Raw genomic sequence first — 25,892 nt, forward strand, 5'->3', positions numbered from 1 at the left:
TCTATCCGCTAGCTGGCAGCTAGTTCTCTTTCGCCGGGTTCTTGCAAGCGCTGCGCACCGGCCGCGGGTTCTCGCGGTCCAGGATTGCCAGCAGCCGGGTGAGCTCGGCGCGGTCCTCGTCGCCGAGCTTGTCGAAATAGCCGTCCATGCTCGAACGGCGCAATTCGGCGAGCTCGCCGAGCTGGGCGCGGCCCGTGGCACTGAGCGCAATCAACGTGGCGCGGCGATCGGCCGGATCGGGGGTGCGCACGACAAGCTCCTTGGCTTCCAGCTGGTCGACTACCTCGGTGGTCGAGCGCGCGGCGATGTGCAGCTGTTCTGCGAGCTGCGAGTTGCGCAGCCCGATCCTATCGGCCCGGGACAGCAAGGTCAGCACCCTCGATTGGTGCGGAGTGATGCCCAGGGGAGTCAAGCTGTCCCTCCATCTGCCGCGAAGCATGCGTGAAGCGTGGAGGAAAAGATCTGCCAAGTCAGGCTTGGGCTCTTCGTTCTGCATATGTTCAAGGATAGTGTGTTTCTGGGTACAATTTCAAGATGCAACCACATAGTGAGGTTCCCTCTGTTATTCTGGACTTGAGAAATTCAGAGGTAGAGGGGGAGTCCATGAGTGCAATGGGAATGCCGGGGCCGCATCCGGGCGGTGGCGGGCAAGGGCGGTCCGGCAACGCCGCCCGGGACAAGCAGCGGCTCACCGAGCATCCGGTGTCCCTGGCGCGCATCGCCGCGCTCTTCCGGCCCCATCTGGGATCGGTGATTGCGGTCATGGTGCTGATCGTGGCAGCGTCGGTCATCGGCCTGGCCCAGCCGTTCATCATCCGCGAACTCATTGATGACGCGATTCCCAACAGCAATATCCGATTGCTGCTCTTGGGTGCCGTGGGACTGGTGCTGATCTCCCTGGCTACCGCGATTCTGGAAGTCGTCCAGACCTGGCGGGCAACCCTGATGGGCCAACGCGTCATGCATGGCCTGCGGACCGGGCTGTTCACGCACCTGCAGAAGCAATCCCTGGGATTCTTCACCAACTCGCGCTCCGGGGACGTGCAGTCGCGCCTGGTCAACGACGTGGGGCAGATGCAATCGGTGATTACCAATTCGGCCACGAGCATTGCCTCGAACCTGACCACCGTTGTGGCCACCGCCTGCGCGATGGTGGCGATCTCGTGGAAACTGAGCCTGATCTCATTGGTCGTGCTGCCGCCAGCGGTGCTGCTTGCCAAGCAAACCGCGAAACTGCGCCGCGCCGTGACAGGAAAGCGCCAGCGCGAGATGTCGAACCTGGCTTCGCTGATCGACGAGCGCCTGAGCATCTCCGGGGTCCGCCTGGCCAAGATCATGGGCACCGGAGCCGCTGATGCGGCGGCCTTCGGAGAGTCCAGCCACAAGCTCATCGACCTGGAAATGAAAAGCGCTTTGGCCGGGCGTTGGCGCATGGCCACGATGAGCATCATTTTCGCGGCCATCCCCGCGGTGCTGTACATCGTGGCGGGGCTGCCCGCCACCGGGCAGGGAATGAGCATCGGCACCTTGGTGGCCTTTACCGGGCTGCAGGCCGGAATCTTCCGTCCGGTCATGGGCATGATGCAGATTTCGGTCCAGTGGGTCTCGGCCTTGGCCTTGTTCAGCCGCGTCTTCGAATACCTGGATACGGACCAGGCGCTGCCGGTACCCCAGCGGCCGCGAGCGGTCGAACCCGGGAAGCTGCGTGGCGAAGTGCAATTGCGCAATGTCAGCTTCCGCTACCCCGAGGCTGACCGCGCCACCCTGGAACAGCTGGATTTGACCCTGGAGGCGGGAACAATGACCGCGGTTGTCGGTTCCACCGGTTCGGGAAAGTCCACCCTGGGGTCCTTGCTGCCCCGGCTGCTTGACCCTACCGAGGGCCAGGTATTGCTCGACGGCATTGACCTGAAGGAATTCGATCCTGAAGGCATCGCCCAGGCGGTCTCCGTCGTTGCCCAGGAAAGCTACCTGCTGCATGCTTCGATTCGGGAGAACCTCCTGTGGGCAGCGCCCCAGGCCACCGAGGAAGAGCTCTGGCAGGCGCTGGAAGCCGCGCAGATTGCGCAGCTGGTCCGCAGCCTGCCGCAGGGCCTGGAAACCCAGGTGGGGCAGCGCGGCCACCGTTTCTCCGGTGGCGAGCAGCAGCGACTGGCTATTGCCCGCACCATGCTGCGCAAGCCCAAGGTCCTGGTGCTCGACGAGGCGACCAGTGCCCTGGATACGGTCACCGAGGCTTTGGTGCAGCGGGCGCTGGACGAGCTCGCACTGGGGCGAACTACCTTGCTGATCGCGCACCGGTTGAGCACCGTGATGCGAGCGGACCGCATCGTCGTGCTAGAAGCTGGCCGGATTGCCGAAGCGGGAACTTTTGACGAGCTGGTCCAGCTTGGCGGGCAATTCGCCCAGCTGGTAGCCAAGAGCGAACTGGCCGAAAGGGCCAGCTAGCACTGGCCATCTTTCAGTCCCTGCTTTTCCAGCGAGGCCAGGATCTTCGGCAGCGCCGATTCCAATGCCGTGCGTTCGGAGGGGCTCAGGGAATCGAAAATGGTTTCACGCACGAAGCTCACGTGGGTTGGCGCGGCTTCCTCAATGGTCTTGCGCCCCTGGGCGGTGAGCGTAATCTGGTGCCCGCGGCGGTCGGTCTCATCTGAGCAGCGGCTGACCAGGCCCTTGGCTTCCATGCGGCGCAGCAGGTGGGAGAGTCGCGAGCGGTCCCAGCGCAATGCGGTCGCCACGTCGGCCGGGCGTAGACTTGGTTCGGTTGTTTCCGAAAGCACAGCCAGCACCGAGTATTCACCGGAGAGCATGTTCGAATCGCGCAGCAGCTGGCGATCCATGCCACTGGGGAACTGCCAGAGGAACTCGCGTATGGTGCGCCAGAGGTCCTGCTCGCTGTCGGTGAGCCAGCGGGTCTCTTCGCTCTTCATTCTCTTTCCTAACCATGTTGTCCCCATGGGGGACATTCAAAATATTGTTGACGCATCAATCATCTCCTGTATAGTGGAATTTAGCAAGAGAAGATGACGTGTCAACTAAATTGTTGGCCGGAGAACTCCAAGGAGAGCAACTTGTCGAAGATCGCTATCGTTACCGGTTCCACCCGTCCAGGACGTGTCAACCAGGGCGTCGCCCAATGGGTGCTGGCCAGGGCCCAGGAATTCGGTGGTGCCGACTACGAGCTGGTGGACATCGTCGAGTTCAACCTGCCGATGCTCGACGAGCCGTTCCCGGCCGCCTACCAGAACTACCAGAACGGGCACACCAAGGCCTTCGCCGCCAAGATGAGCGAATTCGATGGATACATTTTCATTGTTGGCGAGTACAACCACTCCGTCCAGCCTGCATTGGCCAACGCACTGAGCTACCTGAATGCAGAACTGAACAACAAGGCCGCCGGCATGGTCGGATACGGCTCCGCCATGGGCTCGCGTGCCGTGGAGCACCTGCGCGGGATCCTCTCGGAACTGCAGATCGCCCACGTGCAGAAGACCGGCATGTTCTCGCTATTCTCCGACTTCGAGAACTTCTCGGCTTTCGCTCCGACCGAACGGTCGGCCAATAGCGTGCAGCCCATGCTTGAACAGGTGCTCGCCTGGAGCAAGGCGATGCGCACCGTACGTGAAGGCGCCACGGTCAACGCCTAGACCGGGTTGAAATCGGCGGGGGAATGGAAAAGTGCATTGCGCCATTTCCATACCTGCCCAACTGCCATAGTCTCGAGGTGAATGGTTTATGCACGGGACTTCAAAATTCTTTGGAAGGAATGCGATGAGCGAGGAATATTCGACCAAGGGCGCCTACGTCACCGGCGGAGAATTCACCCGGGACACCAACTACATCCAGGACCGCATCGTCGCTGATGCCAGCGCCGAGCACTATGGCGAGGGAAACAGCCACAGCAAGATCGGGCATCCCAACGCGGGGCTTTCGGACGGGGCCCGGCTTTGGCCGGTGGAAGCTGGCCGCTACCATCTGGTCGCAGCCCGCGCGTGCCCCTGGGCCAACCGCACCCTGATCGTTCGCCGCCTGCTGGGCTTGGAAGACGCGCTGTCCGTCGGACTGCCCGGCCCAACCCACGACGCACGCAGCTGGACCTTTGACCTGGACCCCGGGGGCAAGGACCCTGTCCTGGGTACCGAGCGGGTCCAGGAGAACTACTTCAAGCGCTTTGCCGACTATCCACGCGGCATCACTGTGCCGGCAATCGTCGATATCCCCACCGGTGCGGTTGTCACCAATGACTACCCGCAGATCACCTGGGACATGTCCACGCAGTGGAAGGAGTTCCACCGGGAAGGCGCCCCGGACCTCATTGCGCAGGACCAGCTCGATGAGATGCTTCCGCTGATCAAGCGGATTTTCACCGAGGTCAACAACGGCGTCTACCGTGCCGGGTTCGCCGGGGACCAGCAGGCCTACAACGATGCCTACGACCGGTTATTCGCCACCTTGGACTACCTCGAAGATCGGCTGGGCACCCGCCGCTTCCTGATGGGTGATCACATCACCGAGGCCGATGTCCGGCTGTTCACCACGCTGGTGCGATTCGACCCGGTCTATCATGGCCACTTCAAGGCCAACCGCAACAAGCTCATCGACATGCCGAACCTCTGGGGCTATGCGCGGGACTTGTTCCAGACCCCGGGTTTCGGCGACACCATCGACTTCGAGCAGATCAAGGCGCACTACTACGTGGTGCATGAGGACATCAACCCGACCAGGATCATCCCGAAGGGGCCGGAGTTGGCGAACTGGCTCGAAGCGCCGGGCCGAGATGAGCTGGCCGAGAGCGGTCCGTTCCTGAACGGTACAGCACCGGGCGAAGTCCGGGCTGACGAGCGGGTCCAAGCCGGGCACAACCCGTTGTACCCCGCCTAGGAGCGCTGGCGATCCGCCGCGGATCGGCTCAGGAGCCCGCTATTTCGAGGGGTCCTGGGCCGATCTGTCCTATTCGAAATCGAAGCCTTGCCCCTCGCAAGCTTCCTGGAAAGCGGACAAGTCAGTAATTTGGGGATCCCCGGATTCATCGGCGGCCACCGCAGCGCTGATCTGTTCGGTGGAGGCCTTCGCCCCATGATCAGCGGCTTTCTGCATATTCGTTGCGCCGATGCCCTCGGGGTCAACCAAGCCCCCGCCAAAATGCACGCAGGCGGTATGGCCCTGGGGATCGAGTTGGCGCAGCTCGTCAACCGAGGGGCCAGCGCATGCGGACAGGACCAGAACCAGGATGGCCAGTACAGGCAGGATTTTCTTCACATCCCAATCCTAGGCATGGACCTGGCTGGATGCTGTGATCCATTGTGCAAGTATTCGCTGGCGACATGGCCCAATGCATGGAACCGAGTGCGGGCGTCAACGTGGCAGGATTAAAGCATGACGATCATTGCAGCTGCGGATGGATCAGCCCTAGGAAACCCCGGACCGGCAGGTTGGGCCTGGTACGTGGACCAGGACAACTGGGCCGCTGGCGGTTGGGACCACGGAACCAACAACATGGGGGAGCTCCAAGCGGTGCTCGAACTCTTCCGGGCCACCGAGCACCTGCCAGAAGAAGAACTCAGGATCCTGTGCGATTCGCAGTATGCGATCAACTGCATCAGCAAGTGGATGCCGGGTTGGAAGAAGAAGGGCTGGAAAAAGGCCGACGGCAAACCGGTCTTGAACCAGGACATCCTCAAGGAACTTGACCGGGCCATTGCCGGGCGCAAGTACACCTTCGAGTGGGTCAAGGGCCATGCCGGACATGAGCTGAATGAAGCTGCTGACGGCCATGCGCGTGCGGCTGCGACCGCGCACCAGCAGGGCTCTGTAGTAGAGGCCGGACCGGGCTACACCGCAGTCGGCGGCCCAGCGGCTTCCAAAGCTCCAGCGGCTTCCAAAGCTCCAGCGGCTGAAGATGCCGTGCTGGCACCCGGCGGGCAACCCGCCGCCGCACCGGAACCCGGCGTGGACATCGCGGCCACCGTCTTCGAACTGGAACAAGGTTTCCTCGACCCGCAGATCCGCACCAGTTTCGCGGAACTCAACGACTTCCTGCATCCGGGCTACCAGGAAGTGACTCGCCATGGCGGCCTGCTGGATGTGGCCACGGTCCGGGCCATGCTGGAATCCGGGGCGAGCCTGCCCAGTACCGGTGCGGTGCAGGTCCTTGCGGCCCGGGAAGTGGATGCCCAGATGGTGCTGCTCGCGTACCGCATGAAGCCTGCAGAGGGCCCGGTGCTTGTCGTATCTTCCTGGTGGCAGAGCACCGAAGGCGGCCTGAAGCTTCGGTTCCGCCAGGAAACGGTCGAGCAGACCGCATAGAAAACACGCTTAAAGCAGTGATGCCCGCCAAATGGCGGGCATCACTGCTTTAACGGTTTGGGATCAGTACTGTCCCGGGCGGGTTTCGATGACGCCCTTCTTGTAGTTGATCCGGTTGACCAACCAGGTCACGGCCCACAGCAGCACGCCGATGACCAGCAGCAGGCCGGCAATCTCGTACTGGACCCAGTCTTCACGCGAACGAGCCCATGGGCCGGCAAGGAACAGGCAGAAGAACACGCCGAGGATCGGGATGATCGTTGGAGCGCGGAACGCATCGGGTTCCGGCTTGTCGCGGCGCAGCACCAGCAGGGCTACGTTGACTACGGCGAACACGCACAACAACAGCAGCGCGGTCGTGCCGCCCAGCGAGCCGACAATGCTGCTTCCGTTGCTCAAGTTCACGTAGACCACCAAGGCGATGGCCAGCACGGTGCTGAACAGGATCGCAGCCCATGGCGAGCGTCGGGTCGAATGCACCTTGCCCAGGAACTGCGGCAGCACGCCTTGGCGGGCCATGCCGTAGAGCAGGCGGCTAGCCATCAGCATGTTCATCAGCGCGGTGTTGACCACCGCGAAGACGGTCAAGAACGGGAAGATCGCGTCAACTGGCAGGTTCGGCAGGCCGATGCGCACAACATCCAGCAGGATGCCGGCATCCGGGTTCTTCGGGTTCAGCAGATCGCCGGTCGGGATCACCATGATGACCGTGACGGCCACCAGCATGTAGATCAAGGCGCAGATGCCCAGGCCGATGAGCATGATCTTCGGGAAGGTCTTCTTGGGATTCTTGGTTTCCTCAACCAGGTTCACCGAATCCTCGAAGCCCACCATCGCGAAGAACGCAATGGCAGTACCCATGGTCACGGCGGCGAAGACGCTGCGGTCGGTGGGGGTCTCGAAGACCACCAGGCGGGAAATGTCACCCTGGCCCGAGGCGATCACCGCGAAGCCGATGCCGATGATCGCGGCCATGATGGCCAGCGAAACTATGGTCAGCACGAGGTTGAACTTCACGCTCTCGCCCACGCCGCGGAAGTTGATCACTGCGAGGATCACGATGATCGCAATAGCTGCCCACATGCCCGCTTCCGGGGTGTTGGGAACACCCTCGACAAACTGGCCAATGCCAATGAGCAGGTTGCGCCCCACCAAGGTGGCCGAGGTGGCGGCACTGGTGATGCCCGAGCAAGCCACGGTGAACGCCACCAGGAAGGTGACGAAGTGGATGCCGAATGCCTTGTGGATGTACAAGGCAGCACCGGCCGCGTGCGGGTATTTGGTCACCAGTTCGAGGTAGCTGAAGGCGGTGAGGGTCGCGATCGTGAAAGCGATCAGGAACGGCAGCCAGGCGGCTCCGCCCACCTGGCCGGCAACTTTGCCGGTGATGGCGAAAATTCCGGCGCCGATGATATCGCCCATGATGAGGAATAGCAGCAGCTTCGGGCCAATCACCCTGCGGAGTTCTGTTTCTTTGCCGTCGGTAACGGCCGTGTCACTGTTCACAGTCATGCGATCGAGATCATCTCCTTCAATTTTGTAGGCAAACATTACAACTTTAGGGTCAGCGCATGAAGTGGGCAAACCGGCTTCAAGGCTGGCTCACAGAACTTGGGGTCCAGCGGTAGTGAAATGTCGATTAGTGGCTTAAACAAGCCAATGCTGTGAGCTGACGTACCTATATGCTAGGTGTCGGGTCAGCGTGTGGAACTACCGGGCCATGGGATCGAAGCGGTTAGGGTTAGTTGATGAGAGACAAGCACTTTGAAGGATTTAGATGCAATCGGTGATCACTGAAGAGTTCGCGCCCCTGGCGGAAGCACTAGAGGCGCGAGCCGCTGAGGAAGAAGGCTATTCGGCGCAGCTGGCCGTGTACCACCGCGGCGAATTGGTGCTCAGCCACAGTGTCGGCGAGCACCTCTCTGGTGACGCGCTGACCTGCGTCTTCTCCTGCACCAAGGGCCTGGGCGCGCTGGTCGTGGCACTGCTCGTGCAAGATGGGCTGATCGACCCGAACGCGCCAATTGCCACCTACTGGCCGGAATTCGGCGACAACGGGAAAGCCCAGCTCACCGTCGGCGAGGTGCTCAGCCACCAAGCGGGAGTGCTCGGAGTGCCCGGGGGCGTGCCCAGCGAGATCCTCCTGAACTCCGCCGAATACGCCAAGGTGCTCGCTTCCATGCCAAGCGTCTGGCCGCTGGGCCAGAACATTGTCGGCTACCACGCGATCACCATGGGCGTGCTCATGGAAGAACTGGTACGCCGGGTCACCGGCAAGGAACTGAAAGAAGTCTTCGAGGAGCGCATCCGCAAGCCGCTGGGAGCCGAAGCATACATCGGCCAGGACCCCGCGCTGGAATCGCGCTACCGCGATGTATTGCCGGGCGCTGACGCCGCACCGGAATTCTTCGATCCGTTCTCCCCGGCCGGGCTTTCGGTGAACTCGGCCTCCGGTTTCGCGCTGGAAAGCGGCCCGGTCTACAACTGGCACGAACTGGCCAACGCGCCGCAGGTGCGCGAACTGGGCCCCGCATCCATGGGCGCGGTCGCCAATGCCCAAGGCCTCGCCGCAATCTATGCCGCCTCATTCGGTGCAGTGCCGGCACTGGGCGCCACCCGCGGATTCCTCACCGCCGACACCTGGTCCCAGGTTTCCACCGAGCTGGTCTACGGCCATGACCGGACCAACGGGCTGCTGCAGGCCTTCGCCCTGGGGTTCATGAAGGCCACCGCGCGCAACAACTATGGATCGATTTTCGCCTACGGCCATGACGGTGCGAATTCCTCGCTGGCCTTCGCCGATCCAGCCCACCAGCTGGGCTTCGGTTTCATCCCCTCGCGCAATGAAGGCGTCAAGGAGATCTCCACCGGGGTCAAGCTCAGCCAGCTGGCCCGCCAGCTGATCATGCAGAAGAACATGTCGGCCCAGGCTGCCGGCAGCAACGCGTAGTAAACCCATCGGGAATGGAACGAAGCAGGAGCGAAGTGAAGAAGTTTGTGGCACTAGGTGACTCGTTCACCGAAGGCGTTGGCGATGTGGATCCGACCCGGCCCAACCAGGTCCGCGGCTGGGCGGACCGGGTTTCGGAAGTGCTCTGCGCCGAAGGCGAATGGGAATACGCCAACCTGGCGGTGCGCGGCAAGAAGATCGGGCAGGTGATCAACCAGCAGCTGGACCAGGCGCTCGCACTGGCCCCGGATCTGGTCACCATCTATGCCGGTGGCAATGACATCCTGCGCCCGAAGGCGGACCTGGATGCGCTGATGCGCGGCTATGAAGGCATGGTGCGCCGCTTTGCCGAAGCCGGAAGCGCGGTCGTGCTGTTCACCGGTTTCGACACCGTGGAGTCACCGTTGTTCTCCAAGACCCGTCCGCGCACGGCCATTTACAACGAGAAGGTTCGCGAAATCGCGGACGAGTACGGCGCGGTGATCGCCGATTACTGGCGGTGGCGCGAATTCTCCGATCTGCGCTACTGGGCGGTGGATCGGCTGCACATGAACGAGCTGGGCCACACGCTGATGGCTTCGAAGGTCCTTGACGTGCTCGGCACCCATCGGATCACCGAGGGAAACTGGTCCTCCAGGATCCAGCAGCCGTCCCTGCCGGAACTGGCCGTGAACTCGCGCGGCGAAAAGCTGAAGCAGGAATTGGGCTGGGCCAGAGAGCATTTGGCTCCGTGGGTCAAGCGCCGGATCACCGGCACCTCGTCGGGTGATTCCTTGTCAGCGAAATATCCTGATTACATCCGTTTAACTGCCGACGCCAACTGAACGCATTTATGACTTTTCCGGACCCCGCTCCTGTTTGACCTTGGGGGCGGGGCAGGTAACATGGTGGTGTGCTGCAGGTCTCCGGCCGGCAGCGCGCGCCATAGACGGATGGCGGGAGAGTCCCGTTCACACCATGGACGGGCGCCGTAGGAGCAATTCCTCCCCAGGAAACTCTCAGGCACCCGTACCGCCATCATGAGGCAACTCTGGAAAGAAACCGGCCCGTTCCGGTTCACCGAAGGTGCAAGTGCCCGGCTTGGTTTGCTGGATGCGTAAAACTCTCAGGTTATGCAACAGGGATGGGGAGGTAAAAAGACCTTCCTTTGGCATGCGCCAAGACAGATCCCATGGAGATACCAGCACCATGACCATCACGCAGACTTCGGCACGAGCGAATACTGAATTCGTTTCACGCCATATCGGCCCACGTCCTTCCGACGTCACCACCATGCTTCAGACCCTGGGCTACGACAGCCTGGAAGAACTGATCGACACCGCCGTTCCGGCAGACATCCGCCAGGACTCCGCACTGGATATCCCAGACGCCCTGAGCGAAACCGAAGCCCTAGCCCACCTGCGTGCGCTTGCCTCGAAGAACGTCATGAAGACCCAGATGATCGGCCAGGGCTTCTACGACACCATCACCCCAGCCGTGATCCGCCGCAACATCGTGGAAAACCCAGCCTGGTACACCGCTTACACCCCGTACCAGCCGGAAATCTCCCAGGGCCGCCTCGAAGCCCTGCTGAACTTCCAGACCATGGTCATGGACCTGACCGGCCTGCCCATCGCCAACGCGTCGCTGCTGGATGAATCCTCCGCCGCCGCCGAAGCCGTGCTGATGATGCGCCGCGCCAACAAGAAGAAGTCCAAGGGCAAGACCGTGCTGGACTCCAACATCTTCCCGCAGACCCTCAAGGTCGTGCAGGGCCGCGCTGACGCGCTGGGCTTCGAAGTCGAGATTGCCGACCTTTCCGCAGGCTTGCCAGAGGGCGAGATCTCCGGCATTGTCCTGCAGCAGCCTGGCAACGACGGCTCGATCGCGGACCACGCTTCGATCATCGCCGCCGCCAAGGAAGCCGGCGCCATGGTTACCGTGATTGCCGACCTGCTGGCCCTGACCATGATCACCCCTCCGGGCGAGCAGGGTGCCGATATCGCCGTGGGCAACACCCAGCGATTCGGCGTGCCGCTGTTCTTCGGCGGACCGCACGCTGCCTACATGGCCGTGGCCGATGGCCTGACCCGTTCCATGCCAGGACGCCTGGTGGGCGTTTCGGCCGATGACGCCGGAGTCCCTGCCTACCGCTTGGCCCTGCAGACTCGCGAGCAGCACATCCGCCGCGAAAAGGCCACCTCCAACATCTGCACCGCACAGGCCCTGCTGGCCATCTGCGCTTCGATGTACGCGGTCTACCACGGCCCAGCCGGACTGAAGCAGATCGCCTCGCGCGCCAACAACCACGCCCGGGTGATCGCCAGCTCGCTGGTTTCCGGCGGCTACACCCTGGCTTCGGACTCCTTCTTCGACACCGTTGTGGTGAACGTCGAGAACGCCGATGCCATCATTGCCAAGGCCATCGAAGCAGGCATCAACCTGCGCAAGGTGGGCGAGACCCAGGTGGGCATCTCCACCGACGAGGCCACCACCTCGGGCGTAGTCAAGACCCTGCTTGAAGTCTTCGGCGCAGAGCTCTCGGCTCCGGAAGGCTTCGAGATCCCGGCAGGGCAGGTGCGCACCAGCGACTTCATGACCCACCCGATCTTCAACACCATCTCCTCCGAAACCCAGATGATGCGCTACCTGCGCCGGCTCTCGGACCGCGACCTGGCCCTGGACCGCACCATGATCCCGCTGGGTTCGTGCACCATGAAGCTGAACTCGGCCGCCGAAATGGAATCCATCACCTGGCCGGAATTCGCCTCGATCCACCCCTACGCGCCTGCAGCGCAGACCGAGGGCTGGCGCGAGCTGATCACCGACCTGGAAGGGCGCCTGACCGCAATCACCGGCTACGCTGGCGTTTCGATCCAGCCCAACGCCGGCTCGCAGGGCGAATACGCGGGCCTGCTGGCCATCTCGGACTACCACCGTTCGCGCGGCGAAGGCCAGCGCGATCTGTGCCTGATTCCGGCTTCGGCCCACGGCACCAATGCCGCGTCGGCAGTGCTGGCCGGGATGCGCGTGGTGGTCGTGAAGACCGCAGCCGATGGCACCATCGACGCGAACGACCTGGATGCCAAGATCGAGGCCAACAAGGACGTCCTTGCAGCCATCATGATCACCTACCCATCCACCCACGGCGTCTACGACTCCGACGTGCGCGAGGTCTGCGACAAGGTCCACGCCGCCGGCGGCCAGGTGTACATCGATGGCGCGAACATGAACGCCATGGTTGGCCTGGCCCAGCCAGGCAAGTTCGGCGGCGACGTGTCGCACCTGAACCTGCACAAGACCTTCTGCATCCCGCACGGCGGTGGCGGTCCAGGCGTAGGCCCAATCGGCGTTGGCGAGCACCTGCTGCCATTCCTGCCAGGCGATGCTTCGGGCACCTACTCCGAGCGTGATGGCGTGCCGGTGGTGGCGACCGCTTTCGGCTCGGCCGGCGTCCTGCCGATCTCCTGGGCCTACATCGCGATGATGGGCGGGGACGGCTTGACCGAAGCCACCAAGCACGCGATCCTGAACGCGAACTACATTGCCAAGCGCCTGAACGAGCACTTCCCGGTACTGTTCACCGGCAACAAGGACCTGGTTGCCCACGAGTGCATTCTGGACCTGCGTGAACTGACCGCCAAGACCGGGGTCACCGCCGAGGACGTGGCCAAGCGCCTGATCGACTTCGGTTTCCACGCGCCGACCCTGTCCTTCCCTGTGGCAGGCACCCTGATGGTGGAGCCCACCGAATCCGAGGACCTGGCCGAGATCGAGCGCTTCATTGAAGCGATGATCACCATCCGCCAGGAAATGGACGAGGTCCTCTCCGGTGCCTACAGCATCGAGGAGTCCCCATTGCGCAACGCTCCGCACACGGTCTCCGCCGTGGTCAACAGCAAGTGGGACCGCAAGTACTCGGTCGAGCAGGCGGCCTTCCCGGTATCGACCCTGAAGTTCGACAAGTACTTCCCAACCGTGGGCCGCATCGACGGCGCCGGTGGCGACCGCAACCTGATCTGCTCCTGCCCGGCTCCCGAAGCCTTCGAAGACTAAGGAAGAGTTAGAGATGACTGAGACTACCCAAGCACTCAAGCACACCGCGCTGCACGCGCAGCACGAAGCTCTCGGCGCCAACTTCACCGACTTCGGCGGCTGGGACATGCCGTTGAAGTACGGTTCGGAACTGGCAGAGCACAAGGCCGTGCGCTCCACCGCTGGCCTGTTCGACCTGTCCCACATGGGCGAGGTCTACCTCTCCGGCCCGGAAGCCGGCAAGGCGCTGAACACCGCCCTGGCAGGGAACCTGGGCATCATGAAGGTCGGCAAGGCGAAGTACTCGCTGATCCTTGACGCCGAGGGCAAGATCATCGACGACCTGATCGTCTACCGCCTGGAAGAGGAGAAGTTCCTCGTCGTGCCCAACGCCGGCAACGCCCCGGTGGTTGCCGCCGAGCTGGCTGCCCGCGCCGCCGGCTTCGACGTCGTCGTGGACGACGCTTCGGACCGCCAGTCGCTGATCGCCGTCCAGGGACCGAACGCCGAGGCGATTGTGCGCAAGCTGGCCGCCGACGAAGCAACCGCCCAGGCTGTCACCGAGCTGAAGTACTACGCTGCGGTGAAGGTGGTGCTCGGCGGCATCGACGTGCTGCTGGCCCGCACCGGCTACACCGGCGAAGACGGCTTCGAGCTGATCATCGAAAACGAGGATGCGGCAGCCCTCTGGGAAAAGAGCGTTGACGCCGGCAAGGACCACGAGCTGGTTCCTTGCGGCCTGGCTGCCCGCGACTCGCTGCGCCTTGAAGCCGGCATGCCGCTGTACGGCAACGAGCTGTCCCTGGAACGCACCCCGTTCGATGCCGGATTCGGCCCGGTGGTCTCCTTCAAGAAGGAAGAGGACTTCGTGGGCCGCGAAGCCCTGGAAGCGTTGCGCGGTGCGACCCCGCCACGCAAGCTCGTCGGCCTCAAGGGCCTGGGCAAGCGCGCCGGCCGCGGCGGCTACGCCATCGTCAAGGACGGCGCAACCATCGGTGAAATCACCTCCGGCCAGCCTTCGCCAACCCTGGGCTACCCGGTTGCACTGGGTTATGTCGACGCCGAATTCGGTGCAGTGGGAACCGAGCTGGAGGTAGACCTGCGTGGTAAGACTTTGCCTTTTGTCGTAGTCGAACTGCCGTTCTACACCCGAGCCAAGTAACGTTAAACATCAGTAGGGCTAAGCAAATCGCCCGCTAATTCCCTTGGGAGAGGAAATACCGTGAGTAAAGTTCTTTCGTCATTGCGCTACTCGGCCGAACACGAGTGGATCGATGCATCGTCCCCAGCAAAGATCGGCATCACCCAGGTTGCCGCCGACGCCCTGGGCGACGTGGTCTACGTCGACCTGCCAGAGGTCGGCGACTCCGTTACCGCAGGCGAGACCTGTGGCGAAGTCGAGTCCACCAAGTCGGTTTCCGACCTGTACTCGCCAGTGACCGGCACCATCGTTGCCATCAACGACGAGGCAGTGGACAACCCAGGCATCCTGAACGAAGACCCATACGGTGCCGGCTGGCTGTTCACCGTTGAGGTCGCCGAAGAGGGTCCGCTGCTTTCGGCAGCTGACTACGCAAGCGCGAACGGTGGAAACGTCGAGTAATGAGCAACCAGACTTTTGAATCCGTTGCCGCTGCAACGTTGACCCAGTCGCTGGCTTCGCTGGACCCGGAGATCGCGCAGCGTATTGACGCTGAGCTGGCTCGCCAGCAGCGCGGCCTGGAAATGATCGCTTCGGAGAACCACACTGCGCAGGCAATTATGCAGGCGCAGGGTTCGGTACTGACCAACAAGTATGCCGAGGGGTATCCGGGCCGCCGCTACTACGGCGGTTGCGAGGAGGTCGATGTCATTGAGACGTTGGCTATCGAGCGCCTCAAGGAGCTGTTCGGGGCGAAGTTCGCCAACGTTCAGCCGCATTCCGGTGCGCAGGCCAATGCGTCGGTGTACCACGCGCTGGTGCGTCCAGGCGATACCGTGCTGGGGCTGAATCTGAACCACGGTGGCCACCTGACCCACGGCATGAAGCTGAACTTCTCGGGTCGCTTGTTCGACATCGTTCCTTACGGTGTGGACGAGGAAACCTACGAAGTGGACATGGACGAGGTGGAGCGCCTTGCTGTGGAGCACCAGCCGAAGATGATCGTTGCTGGCTGGTCGGCGTACCCTCGCCAGCTGGATTTCCAGCGCTTCCGCGAGATCGCTGACAAGGTCGGCGCGTACCTGTTCGTGGATATGGCGCACTTCGCTGGCTTGGTGGCGACCGGGTTGCATCCTTCGCCGGTTCCGCATGCTCACGTGGTGACTTCCACGACGCATAAGACGCTTGCTGGTCCTCGTGGCGGCATTGTTCTCTCGAATGATGCGGAGATCGCGAAGAAGCTGAATTCTGCGGTGTTCCCTGGCCAGCAGGGTGGTCCGTTGGAGCACGTGATTGCTGGCAAGGCGGTGGCTTTCAAGATTGCCGCTTCGCCGGAGTTCAAGGAGCGCCAGGAGCGGACGTTGGCTGGTGCGCGTATTTTGGCTGAGCGCTTGACCCAGGAAGATGTTGTGGCCAAGGGCATCAGCGTTTTGACTGGTGGCACGGATGTTCACATGGTGCTCGTTGACTTGCGTAATAGCGAGTTGGATGGGCAGCAGGGTGAGGATCTTTTGGCTCAGGTGGAGATCACGGTGAACCGCAATTCGGTGCCGTTTGATCCTCGTCCGCCGATGGTGACTTCGGGGTTGCGTATTGGTACTCCGGCGTTGGCTACCCGTGGTTTCTCGGAGGCTGCGTTCGCTGAGGTTGCGGAGATCATTGCACAGACGTTGATTGCTGGTGCTGAGGGTAATACGGCGGTGTTGCCGGAGCTGAAGGATCGTGTTCTGAAGCTTGCCGCGGCCCACCCGCTGTACCCGGAACTGGCTAAGGTTTCCGAGTAGCATCATCTGATTAGGATGTGGGCCCGGAAGGTGGAAATACTCGCTTTTCGGGCCCGCGGTCTTTCAACATCCAGAGGTCCAGGCGCTGCACGGTACGTGCGGTGGCCGCAAGCCTCTGGAACCACACTCCACAGATCCGGGGCAGAAGCTCTCGGATTACCCAAGTTCTAAGGATGTGACCCGCTATGGCGGTTAGCGTATTCGATCTTTTCTCGGTTGGCATCGGACCGTCTTCCAGCCATACCGTGGGACCAATGCGTGCAGCACACGCATTCATTGCCCAAGTAATCCGAGAAGGCCAACTGGACGCACTGGAAAATATCCGTGTTGATGTCTACGGATCCCTGGCCGCTACCGGACGCGGCCACGGCACCTTCACTGCCATCATGCTGGGGCTTGAAGGCTTCGAACCTGAAACCGTGCTGCCATCACAGGTCGATGACCGTCTGGCGGACATGGAAGCCACTGGAATCCTCCACCTGGCCGAACAGCTTGATCAGCGCAAGGACCTGAACTACAAGGTCGAAGACATGATCCAGCATCCGCTCACCGTACTGCCACGCCACACCAACGGCGTGAAGTTCATTGCCCTCGACGCTGACGGCAACGAAATCGCCAACGAGACCTTCTTCTCCGTAGGCGGCGGCTTCATCGTGCGCGAAGGCGCCGAAGACCGCATCGAGAAGAACCTCGAAGAGAAGCTGAACAAGCAGCCCTATCCCTTCACCACGGCAGCCAAGCTGCTGGAACATGTGAAGGAAACCGGCCTGTCCATTGCCGACATCATGATGGCCAACGAAATGGCTTACCGGTCCCGCGACGAGATCCGCAACGGCCTGGTCCACATCTACGAAGTGATGGAAGACTGCAAGGATTCCGCGCTGGAACGCACCGGCGTGCTGCCCGGCGGCTTGAAAGTTCGCCGCCGTGCGCCGGAATGGCATGAACGCCTGCGCAAGGAAGACAAGGACCGGGATCCGGTCTACTGGCAGGAATGGATCAACCTCGTTGCGCTGGCCGTCAATGAGGAGAACGCCTCCGGCGGACGCGTGGTCACCGCTCCGACCAACGGCGCAGCGGGCATCATCCCAGCCGTGCTGTTCTACGCCACCCACTACGCACCGGGCGCAAAGTACTGGAATGAGGAGGAAAAGCACGACGCTGTCGTACGCTTCCTGCTCACCGCTGGTGCCGTCGGCGTGCTGTACAAGGAGCAGGCATCGATCTCCGGCGCCGAAGTCGGCTGCCAGGGCGAAGTCGGTTCGGCATCATCGATGGCTGCTGGCGGCCTGGCCGAAATTCTTGGCGGCACCCCAGCGCAAGTAGAGAACGCAGCGGAAATCGCCATGGAACACAACCTTGGCCTGACCTGCGACCCGATCGGCGGACTGGTCCAGATCCCTTGCATCGAACGCAACGCCATCGCTGCTTCCAAGGCAGTGAACGCGGCGAAGATGGCGCTGATGGGCGACGGCGAACACCACGTCACCTTGGATGAAGTCATTATCACCATGCGCGAAACCGGCAAGGACATGAGCGACAAGTACAAGGAAACTGCGATGGGCGGCCTGGCCGTCAACGTGGTGGAATGCTGATTTCCCAGTAACGCATGACCCAGTTCGGGAGGCCTGCACTGCAGACCTCCCGAACTGTTTAAATGTGATCTTGGCCCCCAAGTCCGGCAATTCCCAGCCATAGCTGATAGAACTGGGACTAGGCCTGATGCGCGCTAGCGCAAACCAGTTTCGAGGAGGTGAGTGTCGTGGAAGACAGTTCTAGTCGATCTATGCACACGAACTCACCCGGACGCTCGTAGCCGAATCAGCCGAATCTGGCAGCATCCCGCCATGGGATCCCAACGAGTTCGTGACTCTTGTACATGTCACCGGCGCCTGGTCCTGCACGCAAATACTGACTGATTTATCTCCCTGTATTCATGGGGTGGTCAAGCGGTGAGAAGTTGCTGGCAGGCTTGTATTCACGCGCCAAATGAACCATTTGGACCAAAATCATGTTTTCTCCAGAAAAGGTAGACTTCTCTACTATTTCGCGAGCCTTGCGCTCCCATCTCAATCACGCAGAATTCCAGCTCGCGGCAGGGCTGCTGGGCGGTCTGCACATCGCCCAGACCATTGAGCACCTCGAAGCACTGGATGCCACGGAGGCTGCCCTGGCCTACCGGCTGCTGGACAAGCAGACCGCGGTACTGGTCTTCCAGGAACTCGACGCCCCGGTGCAAGCCGACCTGGTGCGGGCGCTGCAGTCGCAGACCGTCATCGATGCCTTCGCCCAACTCCCCGCCGCGGGACGGGTAGCGCTGCTCGATGAACTGCCAGCGATGGTGGCCACGAAACTGCTGGCAGGGCTGCCGACGGCCACGCGCCAGGAAACCGGAATCCTGCTGGGCTATCCGGAATCAAGCGCCGGCAGGGCGATGTCCCCGGATTTCATCTCGACCCACCCGCAGCTGTCTGTGGCCGAAACCCTGGAACGCATCAGCGCACGCCTCGGGAACTGCGAGAACGCGCAGCACATCCTGGTGATCGATGATGAACGCCGGCTGCTTGGCACCATCAAGCTCAGCGAGTTGCTCACCGAGCCGGCCGGGACAACGATCGGAGAACTGTGCACCCAGAGCCCGGTCGTCCAGGCCTGCGAGCCGGAGACGAGCGCGGCACGGGTGGTGGTGGATCGGAAGGCAGGGATGCTCCCGGTGCTTGATCGGGAAGATCGCCTGCTGGGAGTGCTGACCTTGCCCATGGCGATCGCGATCCTAGAGGATGCCGAAGAGCGCCGCTCCGCGTACGGCTCCGGAACGGATCCGCTCTTCCGCCCTTACCTGGGGACGCCATTGCGCCACCTGGTGAAGGCGCGCGTCATCTGGCTGCTGGTCCTGGCTATCGGCGCCACCTTGACGGTCAAGGTGCTGTCCAGTTTCGAGCAGACACTGGAGTCGATGGTGGTGCTTAGCTTGTTCATCCCCTTGATCGTGGGCATTGGCGGGAACACCGGCAACCAGGCGGCGACCACTGTCACCCGTGCGCTGGCCATGGGGGATGTGCGGGGAAGCGACTTCTGGCGGGTGCTGATGCGCGAGGTGCGAATCGGAGCGGTCCTGGGACTGTGCCTGGGCGCCATAGCGCTGGTGGTGGCCGGGAGCATTTTCGAACTGCGCATCGGATTGGTGATAGGCATCAGCCTGGTGGCACTGTGCAGCATTGCTGCCGCTGTCGGCGGGGTGATGCCGATCATCGGTAAATTCTTCAAGGTTGATCCTGCGGTATTTTCCAACCCCTTCATTTCAACCTTCGTGGATGCCGCCGGGCTGATCGTCTACCTGTCGGTGGCCGTGCTGATTCTTGGATAGCCTGCAGCTGCACTGGGGTGCGCGGAATAAATTCGCGCACCCCAGCGTCGTAACAGGTATGCCTCATAGCAAGCTCTTTACTGAATTTACCGTCCCGGCCAGAAGCGGAGCAGGCCTGAAGCTTCGCAACCGCGTCGTGCTTCCGCCGATGTGCCAGTATTCCGTGGAAAAACGCGACGGCGTTCCAACGACCTGGCACTTGGCTCACCTGGGTTCCATGGCCCATGGCGGATACTCCTTGGTGATCGCCGAAGCAACTGCGGTGGCAGCTGAAGGCAGGATCTCGGATCGCGATACCGGCCTGTGGAATGACGAGCAGGCCGAAGCCTGGAAACCGATTGCCCAATACATCCGCGCCCATGGGGCAGCCGCCGGCGTGCAGCTGGCGCACGCCGGAGCCAAGGCATCGACCTATGGCTGGCTCAAGGATCTTGAAGAAGCTGGAAAATCCGGCAGCATCAGCGCGGAAGATGGCGGCTGGGAAACCTTCACTTCCTCGCCCAGCGAGCTCTACGGGCTGAAGCCAGCTACCGCGATGAGCGTGGAACAGATCCAGGCATCGGTGCAGGACTGGGCTGATGCGGCCAAGCGTGCCGACGCGGCCGGATTCGACCTGATCCAGATCCATGCCGCGCACGGCTACCTGGTGCACCAATTCCTGTCGCCGCTGACCAATAAGCGCACCGACGAATACGGTGGCAGCTTCGAGAATCGCACTCGATACCTGCGTGAAGTCATCGAGGCTGTGGCTGCCGTGTGGCCGGAAAACAAGGCCCTGGGCATTCGCTTCTCCGGAGAAGACTGGGTGGACGATGGATGGAGCATTGCTGACACCGTTCGGATCGCCAAGGAACTCTACGGCTACGGTGTGCGCCACTTCGACCTCTCCAGTGCAGGAATTGGCAAGTTCAACGGACCGTCTGGTCCGGGCTACCAAGTGCCGTTGGCTCAGGCAGTGAAGGAAGCGCTGCCCCAGGATGCCTTCGTTACCGCGGTCGGCGTCATCACCGAGCCGATGCAGGCAGAGCAGATCGTCGTGACCGGGCAAGCGGACGGCGTCTGCGTTGGGCGCGCTGCCCTGGGCGATCCGCAGTGGGCTAACCGTTCGGCGCAGGAATTGGGTGCACCGATGGCATTCCCCGCCCAATACTGGCACGGCCGCTGGTAAACGCAAGTTGCCATGCTGATTTCATCCAAACAACGACATAGTTTCTGGTTACCTCTTCCAGCCACTGAATAGTGATGTTAGGTTAGTGCCACGGATCTAGTCGCACCGCGGCCAAGGGTCGCGTGCGGAAGGGAGTCAGCATGGCACTACGCGCGGATTCTAATGGAATCGACGCTTCGCTCTATCGGAGAAACGGCTCGTGGAGCACAGCTCTCGTGGATGCATCGTTGGGAACCACTGCCGCCCAGGAAGCAGCAGACCGGCTTCCGGACGAGGTAGCCAAGCTGCTCAAGAGCCAGCAGGCGCAGCCCAGCGATGTCCAAGCACTGATCGGCGCACTGGAGCCAGCCCAGGGACTGCGAGCACCAGTAGCACGGTTCGTAGCTGTTCATGACGGCGAAATCGTCCTGAACGAAGTCATCCCAGGCCTCAAGGTCCAAACTTCATCGGTTGATGTGGGTCCGTTCCCGAACTTCACGGCGCTGGCCCGCGCCCGTGGCGGATCGTTCTCCTACCTCGTAGCTGAAGTCAGCAAGGACGGAGGCGAGGTGCACCTCTACAATACGGCGTCACCTGAACGCCTGGGCAGCCGTGGCATCGTCGGGTTGCCCGAGGAAATCCACCATGCACGCAAGGTGCCCGGGGAATACGACCAGCCCAAGGCGCAGGCCGCCGCCGATGAGATGGCTCGTCGAAACGCTGACGAAGTTGCCGAGCTGATCAGTGAAATGTCCAACGAGAACTACGTCCGCCTGATCATTCTTTCGGGCGACATCAAGGCTCGTGAACTAGTGCTCGGGGCAGTACCCGTGGCGCTCAAGGACTATGTAGAAGTCATCGACTCGCATACGCGCACCGGGGGTGCGGACACCAAGCAAGTCGATGCCCAAATCACCAAGCTTGTAGAGGAAGTGAAAGCCAAGTCCCTGGCTGAATTGGAATCGAAGATCGCTGCGCAGTCCGGCAACGGCAAAGCGCAGCTTGCTGTCGGTCTCGATGAAGTTGTCACTGCGCTCCAATCGGCGCAAGCCGAAATGGTGCTGGTTGGACAGTACCAAAGCGAGCATACCCTTCGCGCCTTGAGCGCCGAACCATGGATTGCCCATCAGGACGGAGATGACCATGCAGAGTTGGTCGTCGGGGAATGGCCGGCGCCAGAAGTGCTCCTGCGGGCCACTGCGCTGACCGATGCCAGCATTCGCTATGTACCGGATTCGGTGATTCCTGGCGGTGCAGGAATCGCAGCCTTGCTGCGCTGGGCCAAATCCTGAACAGTTCATTAAAAGAAACGATCCGCACAGGAAATCCTGCGCGGATCGTTTTTTGCGTTCCAGCTATCTGGTGCCTAGCGATCTGACGGGCCGGCTGCCGGGGGAGCCGGTGGGGAAACATCTGAACCGTGATCGGAGTTCTGCTGCTGTCCAGGCTGGTAGGCCGGAGGAGCCCAGTAGGCCTGGCTAGGGTGAACCGGTGGCTGGTTCATCTGCCAAGGCTGCAGCATCGGACGGCGCTCTGCTGCTGGAATCGGGCCTGCCGTACGCGCAATGCCTTGCCTGTCTGCCAGCTTCACCAGCACGAAGGTCAATAGGGCCATGAAGCACACCGAGAAGACCAGCGAGACCGGGTTGGATTCCGTGGCGTTCAGATCAACTACGCCCATTGCACCGAGCAGGAACAAGAAGGTGTTGTTGATGATGTGCATCGCCATCGCTGCTTCAAGCCCACCGGTGCGCCAGGTCAGATAGCCTGCCGCGATAGCGAACGCCGCCACATCGAGAAGCCCCCAGACATCGTAGAGATGGCCGATGGTGAAGAAGGGAACTGGAAGCAGGATGGCGAACAGTGGATGCTTCAGCCAGCTGCCGATGACCTGCATGAACGCGCCACGGAAAACAAGCTCTTCAGCTGCGCACTGGAAGGGCGTCAAGAGGATCACCAGCAGGGCATAGAACAGCGGATCGGCCGGCAGGCTGCTCGCCGGCACGGGTTCGGACTCGCCAATGCCCAAGGCGCCCAACCCGAAACTCAGCCCGAAATACACTGCGAACAAGATGGCGCTGGCACCCAACACCAGGCCGAACCAGCGCCAGCGCAATTTGCCGGCGACCGATATCAGCAAGCCGACAGGCTTGGGTCCGATGAGCAAGTAGGCGAGGTAGACCGCCGGGATCATGATGATCAGGGAGACCATGGTCATCGAGAAGTCCGTCGCCGTGGCCATGTTCAGGGTTGGATCCATGAGGAACTGATCGGGAGCCTCATCTGGATTCTCCGCAGCCCACGTCAGCGGGTTCATGATCAGTGCAATGAACATCGCCAGTATGGCGATGAGCAATGCCGCGCCGTAGAAGCCAATGCCGATGCCGGTGAACGCCAGCGGCCTCCACCAGCGGTAGTTCTCACTGCGTCTCATTAGGCGATGGAACGAATAGTTCATCTCAACCTCGGCGCCTTGCGGCAAGGGTGGCTGGTTCATTGGCAAGCTCATGGCTCAATTCTCCCGTTCCGCAGTGTTTGAAGGTATGAACCTTACGGAGGATTTATCGGGTCATCCTTTTGAATATCCAGGACCAGCTCTTCGCAACGCGGTCGGCATCCAAGGCAAACTCCAATGGGCTAGCTCTTACACTGGGAAAGAACGATTCGCCTTCTTTGATTTGGAGCAGCACCACGTGGGCCATCATCACCATGACGAACCGATTTTGCAGGATCCCCGGCGCCGGCGGCGTGCCTCGATCATCTTATGGGCGCTGCTTGCGCCTATCGGCGCCCTGGCCCTGGTCATGGTCATCTTGTTGTGGCCGCAAGGCAACTACGACAAGTTTGCCCTGAACGGAGCCATGGACACTACCGGTGGCGCAACGATGGAAGTGGGCACTGTCACGCGCAGCGCAGTGCAGGACTGCCCGTCTTCCCAAGGGTTGGAAGAAGTTGGTGGCAAGGTTCTCGAATGCCAAGTCACCTACGTGATGCCCGAATCCGGAGGCGCGGAGATCCAATTGGAAATCCCACCGGAAATGCTGCAATCACGTGATGCGCGCGCGGGCGACAGCATTCGATACCTTGATCTCTCCGCGGTGGACACCACCAGCGGCAGCCCGTACGTATTCGTTGACTTCGTGCGCACTTTGCCCATGGCACTGCTGGCCATCGCCTATGGCGTGGTCGTGGTGCTGGTCGCCGGATGGCGCGGCACGCGGGCGATGATCGGCTTGGTCGGTGGCATCGCCTTCATGATCATCTTCATGGTTCCGGCCTTGCTTGAAGGCGGCAATCCGGTCCTGGTGGGACTCACCGGTTCTACCGCCATCATGTTTGTCGCGTTGTATTTCGCCCATGGTCTGAACGCGAAAACATCCACAGCGCTGCTGGGAACGCTCTTTGGCCTGGCGGTGACCGCGGCGATGGTGCTTTGGTTGACCGATGCGGCCGCTTTGACCGGAGCCAACGATGAATCGGCTATCACCCTATCGACGGTGGCCCCGCAAATTTCCCTGCCCGGCTTGCTGATCTGCGGCGTGCTGGTTGGCGGCATGGGTGTGCTCAATGACGTGACAATTACGCAGTCGGCAACCGTCTGGGAACTGGCAGAGAGCACGCCCAAGGCCTCGGCCAGGGAACTGTTCTTCCGCGGCATGCGCATCGGCCGGGACCATATCGCTTCGACCGTCTACACCATCGCCTTCGCCTACGCCGGTGCGGCCCTGCCGGTGCTGGCCATTGCGGCGCTGAGCAACCAGAGTTTCGGGGTCACCCTCGGCTCCGGCGCCATGGCTGAAGAGGTCATCCGAATCCTGATTGGTTCCATCGGATTGGTATTGGCGATCCCGGTAACCACCGCCATTGCAGTGATGGTGGTGAAAGCGACCGGCACCGGCGGTGCCCACGGCAAGCGGGCTTTGCAGAGTGTAAGCTCCGACTCCTAGGTGCGAACCATTCTCATATGTAATGTAGAATAGTTCTCAATAGCGATCCGATTTAGATGGAGACCACCATGAAGAACTACCGCTCGCTGCTCGCAGCTGCCGTCGCCCTGCCCGCTGCCGGACTGATCCTTGCCGGATGCGGTAGCGCCACAGGAAGCGAATCGAAGGACGCGGAATCTGCAGAGATCAGCGTAGTGGCCACGACGAACGTCTACGGACAGATCGCCCGTGCCATTGGCGGAGATAGCGTGGAGGTCAGCGAGATCATCACTTCGGCCGCACAGGATCCGCACTCCTATGAGCCAACCGCACGCGACAAGCTGGCGATCTCCAGCGCGGACCTGGTCCTTGCCAATGGCGGCGGATATGACCAATTCATGGACTCTCTCGTTTCTTCGCTACCGGAAGGCAAGTCTGGAGAGATCACGCTCATGCACGCTGTGGACTCCTCGCCGGTAGCTGCGGAATCTGAAGAGGCCGGGCATGAGGGCGAAAGTGCCGAGGAGCATGCGCAGCACGCTGATGAGGGCGGCCATGAGGGCGAAAGCGTCGAGGAGCATGCGCAGCACGCTGATGAGGGCGGCCATGAGGGCGAAAGCGCTGAGGAGCATGCGCAGCACGCTGATGAGGGCGGCCATGAGGGCGAAAGCGCCGAGGAGCATGCGCAGCACGCTGAAGAGGGCGGCCATGAGGGCCACGACCACGCGGGCTACAACGAGCACATCTGGTACGACCTGGATTCCATGGGTGAACTTGCTGATGCACTGGCCGAGTCCTTCGCCAAGGCCGATACCGCCAACGCGGATCAGTACAAGCAGAACGCAGCAGCCTTCAACGAAGGGATCGGGAAACTCGAAGCCCAGCTCGAAACCGCCAAGCTGGATGGCAAGAGCTTCATGATGACCGAGCCGGTTCCATTCCACTTGCTGGAAGCAGCCGGCATGGAGAACACCACTCCTGAAGGGCTGAGCGAAGCCATCGAAGAGGGCGAGGGCGTTGCGCCGATGACCATGAAGAAGGCTGAAGACAAGCTCGTTGCTGGCGACGCTGACATGCTTGCCTACAACGTGCAGACCGAAGGCAGCGAAACCAAGGCGCTGAAGAAGAACGCTGAGCGGGGACAGGTACCTGTAGTCGACTTTGCAGAAACCATTCAGGATGATTCCAGCTACCTCGAATGGATGGAATCCTACATTTCCGACTTGGCTTCCGCAATCAACGGCTAAACCTACGTAA

General features: G+C 61.6%; 21 protein-coding genes and 1 riboswitch. Of the genes, 16 read left to right on the forward strand and 5 right to left on the reverse strand.

Annotated elements, in window-relative coordinates:
* Nucleotides 1-19: 19 nt before the first annotated feature.
* On the reverse strand, nt 20-412 hold the full coding sequence (locus tag AC1Z36_RS06810; RefSeq protein ID WP_332498785.1) for a MarR family winged helix-turn-helix transcriptional regulator: 393 nt from the start codon (nt 410-412) through the stop codon (nt 20-22).
* A gap of 191 nt (nt 413-603) precedes the next feature.
* On the opposite strand from AC1Z36_RS06810, the gene AC1Z36_RS06815 reads away from it, so the two are divergent.
* Complete coding sequence (locus tag AC1Z36_RS06815) at nt 604-2,448, forward strand: ABC transporter ATP-binding protein (RefSeq protein ID WP_402695770.1); 1,845 nt, start codon at nt 604-606, stop codon at nt 2,446-2,448.
* Here the strand turns inward: AC1Z36_RS06815 and AC1Z36_RS06820 are convergent.
* Complete coding sequence (locus AC1Z36_RS06820) at nt 2,445-2,930, reverse strand: MarR family winged helix-turn-helix transcriptional regulator (protein WP_105659082.1); 486 nt, start codon at nt 2,928-2,930, stop codon at nt 2,445-2,447. The genes AC1Z36_RS06815 and AC1Z36_RS06820 overlap by 4 nt on opposite strands.
* 141 nt (nt 2,931-3,071) lie before the next feature.
* Here AC1Z36_RS06820 and AC1Z36_RS06825 point away from each other — a divergent pair, with 141 nt between their 5' ends.
* Nucleotides 3,072-3,647, forward strand: coding sequence for an NADPH-dependent FMN reductase (locus tag AC1Z36_RS06825; protein ID WP_332489107.1), 576 nt, complete (start codon nt 3,072-3,074; stop codon nt 3,645-3,647).
* A 124-nt stretch (nt 3,648-3,771) separates the two neighbouring features.
* Nucleotides 3,772-4,881 carry a glutathione S-transferase family protein gene (locus AC1Z36_RS06830; RefSeq protein ID WP_332595049.1) on the forward strand — a complete coding sequence of 370 codons (1,110 nt, stop codon included), beginning with the start codon at nt 3,772-3,774 and terminating at the stop codon, nt 4,879-4,881.
* Between the two features lie 69 nt (nt 4,882-4,950).
* Here the strand turns inward: AC1Z36_RS06830 and AC1Z36_RS06835 are convergent, their stop codons facing one another.
* Nucleotides 4,951-5,259, reverse strand: a complete 309-nt coding sequence (locus tag AC1Z36_RS06835; RefSeq protein WP_483561864.1) for a hypothetical protein — start codon at nt 5,257-5,259, stop codon at nt 4,951-4,953.
* A 117-nt stretch (nt 5,260-5,376) separates the two neighbouring features.
* On the opposite strand from AC1Z36_RS06835, the gene AC1Z36_RS06840 reads away from it, so the two are divergent.
* The gene (locus AC1Z36_RS06840; protein ID WP_402695772.1) at nt 5,377-6,306 is read left to right on the forward strand and encodes an RNase H family protein; all 930 of its coding nucleotides are present in this window, start codon (nt 5,377-5,379) and stop codon (nt 6,304-6,306) included.
* A 63-nt stretch (nt 6,307-6,369) separates the two neighbouring features.
* Here AC1Z36_RS06840 and AC1Z36_RS06845 read toward each other — a convergent pair whose 3' ends face one another.
* On the reverse strand, nt 6,370-7,818 hold the full coding sequence (locus AC1Z36_RS06845) for an APC family permease (RefSeq protein WP_402695774.1): 1,449 nt from the start codon (nt 7,816-7,818) through the stop codon (nt 6,370-6,372).
* A 265-nt stretch (nt 7,819-8,083) separates the two neighbouring features.
* On the opposite strand from AC1Z36_RS06845, the gene AC1Z36_RS06850 reads away from it, so the two are divergent.
* The 10 genes from AC1Z36_RS06850 (at nt 8,084) to AC1Z36_RS06895 (ending at nt 22,001) form a co-directional block, all read left to right on the forward strand.
* Nucleotides 8,084-9,256 carry a serine hydrolase domain-containing protein gene (locus tag AC1Z36_RS06850; RefSeq protein WP_483561865.1) on the forward strand — a complete coding sequence of 391 codons (1,173 nt, stop codon included), beginning with the start codon at nt 8,084-8,086 and terminating at the stop codon, nt 9,254-9,256.
* Between the two features lie 47 nt (nt 9,257-9,303).
* Nucleotides 9,304-10,080, forward strand: a complete 777-nt coding sequence (locus tag AC1Z36_RS06855) for an SGNH/GDSL hydrolase family protein (RefSeq protein ID WP_442904123.1) — start codon at nt 9,304-9,306, stop codon at nt 10,078-10,080.
* Between the two features lie 102 nt (nt 10,081-10,182).
* Nucleotides 10,183-10,280, forward strand: a riboswitch (glycine riboswitch).
* 164 nt (nt 10,281-10,444) lie between these two features.
* Entirely contained in the window at nt 10,445-13,291 is a 2,847-nt protein-coding gene (gene gcvP, locus AC1Z36_RS06860; RefSeq protein WP_483561866.1) for an aminomethyl-transferring glycine dehydrogenase, read from the forward strand.
* A gap of 13 nt (nt 13,292-13,304) precedes the next feature.
* Complete coding sequence (gene gcvT / locus AC1Z36_RS06865; protein WP_483561868.1) at nt 13,305-14,432, forward strand: glycine cleavage system aminomethyltransferase GcvT; 1,128 nt, start codon at nt 13,305-13,307, stop codon at nt 14,430-14,432.
* Nucleotides 14,433-14,492: 60 nt separating this feature from the next.
* Nucleotides 14,493-14,873, forward strand: a complete 381-nt coding sequence (gcvH, locus tag AC1Z36_RS06870) for a glycine cleavage system protein GcvH (RefSeq protein WP_105659073.1) — start codon at nt 14,493-14,495, stop codon at nt 14,871-14,873.
* Entirely contained in the window at nt 14,873-16,195 is a 1,323-nt protein-coding gene (gene glyA, locus AC1Z36_RS06875) for a serine hydroxymethyltransferase (protein WP_483561869.1), read from the forward strand. The genes gcvH and glyA overlap by 1 nt, the downstream gene beginning before the upstream one ends.
* Nucleotides 16,196-16,380: 185 nt before the next feature.
* The gene (locus tag AC1Z36_RS06880) at nt 16,381-17,790 is read left to right on the forward strand and encodes an L-serine ammonia-lyase (protein ID WP_105657073.1); all 1,410 of its coding nucleotides are present in this window, start codon (nt 16,381-16,383) and stop codon (nt 17,788-17,790) included.
* A 416-nt stretch (nt 17,791-18,206) separates the two neighbouring features.
* Entirely contained in the window at nt 18,207-19,562 is a 1,356-nt protein-coding gene (gene mgtE / locus AC1Z36_RS06885) for a magnesium transporter (RefSeq protein ID WP_105662516.1), read from the forward strand.
* Nucleotides 19,563-19,620: 58 nt separating this feature from the next.
* Nucleotides 19,621-20,730, forward strand: a complete 1,110-nt coding sequence (locus tag AC1Z36_RS06890; protein WP_483561870.1) for an oxidoreductase — start codon at nt 19,621-19,623, stop codon at nt 20,728-20,730.
* Nucleotides 20,731-20,870: 140 nt separating this feature from the next.
* Nucleotides 20,871-22,001, forward strand: a complete 1,131-nt coding sequence (locus tag AC1Z36_RS06895) for a baeRF2 domain-containing protein (RefSeq protein WP_286134138.1) — start codon at nt 20,871-20,873, stop codon at nt 21,999-22,001.
* A 74-nt stretch (nt 22,002-22,075) separates the two neighbouring features.
* On the opposite strand, the gene AC1Z36_RS06900 is transcribed toward AC1Z36_RS06895, so the two are convergent.
* Nucleotides 22,076-23,143: a CPBP family intramembrane glutamic endopeptidase gene (locus tag AC1Z36_RS06900; RefSeq protein WP_166650705.1), complete on the reverse strand. Its 1,068-nt coding sequence runs from the start codon at nt 23,141-23,143 to the stop codon at nt 22,076-22,078.
* Between the two features lie 259 nt (nt 23,144-23,402).
* Here AC1Z36_RS06900 and AC1Z36_RS06905 point away from each other — a divergent pair, with 259 nt between their 5' ends.
* Both AC1Z36_RS06905 and AC1Z36_RS06910 read left to right on the forward strand, forming a co-directional pair.
* Nucleotides 23,403-24,656: a YibE/F family protein gene (locus AC1Z36_RS06905; RefSeq protein ID WP_483561871.1), complete on the forward strand. Its 1,254-nt coding sequence runs from the start codon at nt 23,403-23,405 to the stop codon at nt 24,654-24,656.
* 68 nt (nt 24,657-24,724) lie between these two features.
* Entirely contained in the window at nt 24,725-25,882 is a 1,158-nt protein-coding gene (locus tag AC1Z36_RS06910) for a metal ABC transporter solute-binding protein, Zn/Mn family (protein ID WP_483561873.1), read from the forward strand.
* Nucleotides 25,883-25,892 lie beyond the last annotated feature (10 nt).

The sequence above is a fragment of the Glutamicibacter sp. BS14 genome, from assembly GCF_056934375.1.

Excerpts from the sequence above, each read along its gene's own strand:
- AC1Z36_RS06815 (WP_402695770.1), top strand. The coding sequence starts at position 604 with ATGAGTGCAATGGGAATGCCGGGGCCGCATCCGGGCGGTGGCGGGCAA.
- mgtE (WP_105662516.1), top strand. The coding sequence starts at position 18,207 with ATGTTTTCTCCAGAAAAGGTAGACTTCTCTACTATTTCGCGAGCCTTG.
- AC1Z36_RS06880 (WP_105657073.1), top strand. The coding sequence starts at position 16,381 with ATGGCGGTTAGCGTATTCGATCTTTTCTCGGTTGGCATCGGACCGTCT.
- AC1Z36_RS06845 (WP_402695774.1), bottom strand. The coding sequence starts at position 7,818 with ATGACTGTGAACAGTGACACGGCCGTTACCGACGGCAAAGAAACAGAA.
- AC1Z36_RS06895 (WP_286134138.1), top strand. The coding sequence starts at position 20,871 with ATGGCACTACGCGCGGATTCTAATGGAATCGACGCTTCGCTCTATCGG.
- glyA (WP_483561869.1), top strand. The coding sequence starts at position 14,873 with ATGAGCAACCAGACTTTTGAATCCGTTGCCGCTGCAACGTTGACCCAG.
- gcvT (WP_483561868.1), top strand. The coding sequence starts at position 13,305 with ATGACTGAGACTACCCAAGCACTCAAGCACACCGCGCTGCACGCGCAG.
- AC1Z36_RS06910 (WP_483561873.1), top strand. The coding sequence starts at position 24,725 with ATGAAGAACTACCGCTCGCTGCTCGCAGCTGCCGTCGCCCTGCCCGCT.
- AC1Z36_RS06850 (WP_483561865.1), top strand. The coding sequence starts at position 8,084 with ATGCAATCGGTGATCACTGAAGAGTTCGCGCCCCTGGCGGAAGCACTA.
- AC1Z36_RS06820 (WP_105659082.1), bottom strand. The coding sequence starts at position 2,930 with ATGAAGAGCGAAGAGACCCGCTGGCTCACCGACAGCGAGCAGGACCTC.
- gcvP (WP_483561866.1), top strand. The coding sequence starts at position 10,445 with ATGACCATCACGCAGACTTCGGCACGAGCGAATACTGAATTCGTTTCA.
- AC1Z36_RS06840 (WP_402695772.1), top strand. The coding sequence starts at position 5,377 with ATGACGATCATTGCAGCTGCGGATGGATCAGCCCTAGGAAACCCCGGA.
- AC1Z36_RS06900 (WP_166650705.1), bottom strand. The coding sequence starts at position 23,143 with ATGAGACGCAGTGAGAACTACCGCTGGTGGAGGCCGCTGGCGTTCACC.
- AC1Z36_RS06830 (WP_332595049.1), top strand. The coding sequence starts at position 3,772 with ATGAGCGAGGAATATTCGACCAAGGGCGCCTACGTCACCGGCGGAGAA.
- AC1Z36_RS06890 (WP_483561870.1), top strand. The coding sequence starts at position 19,621 with ATGCCTCATAGCAAGCTCTTTACTGAATTTACCGTCCCGGCCAGAAGC.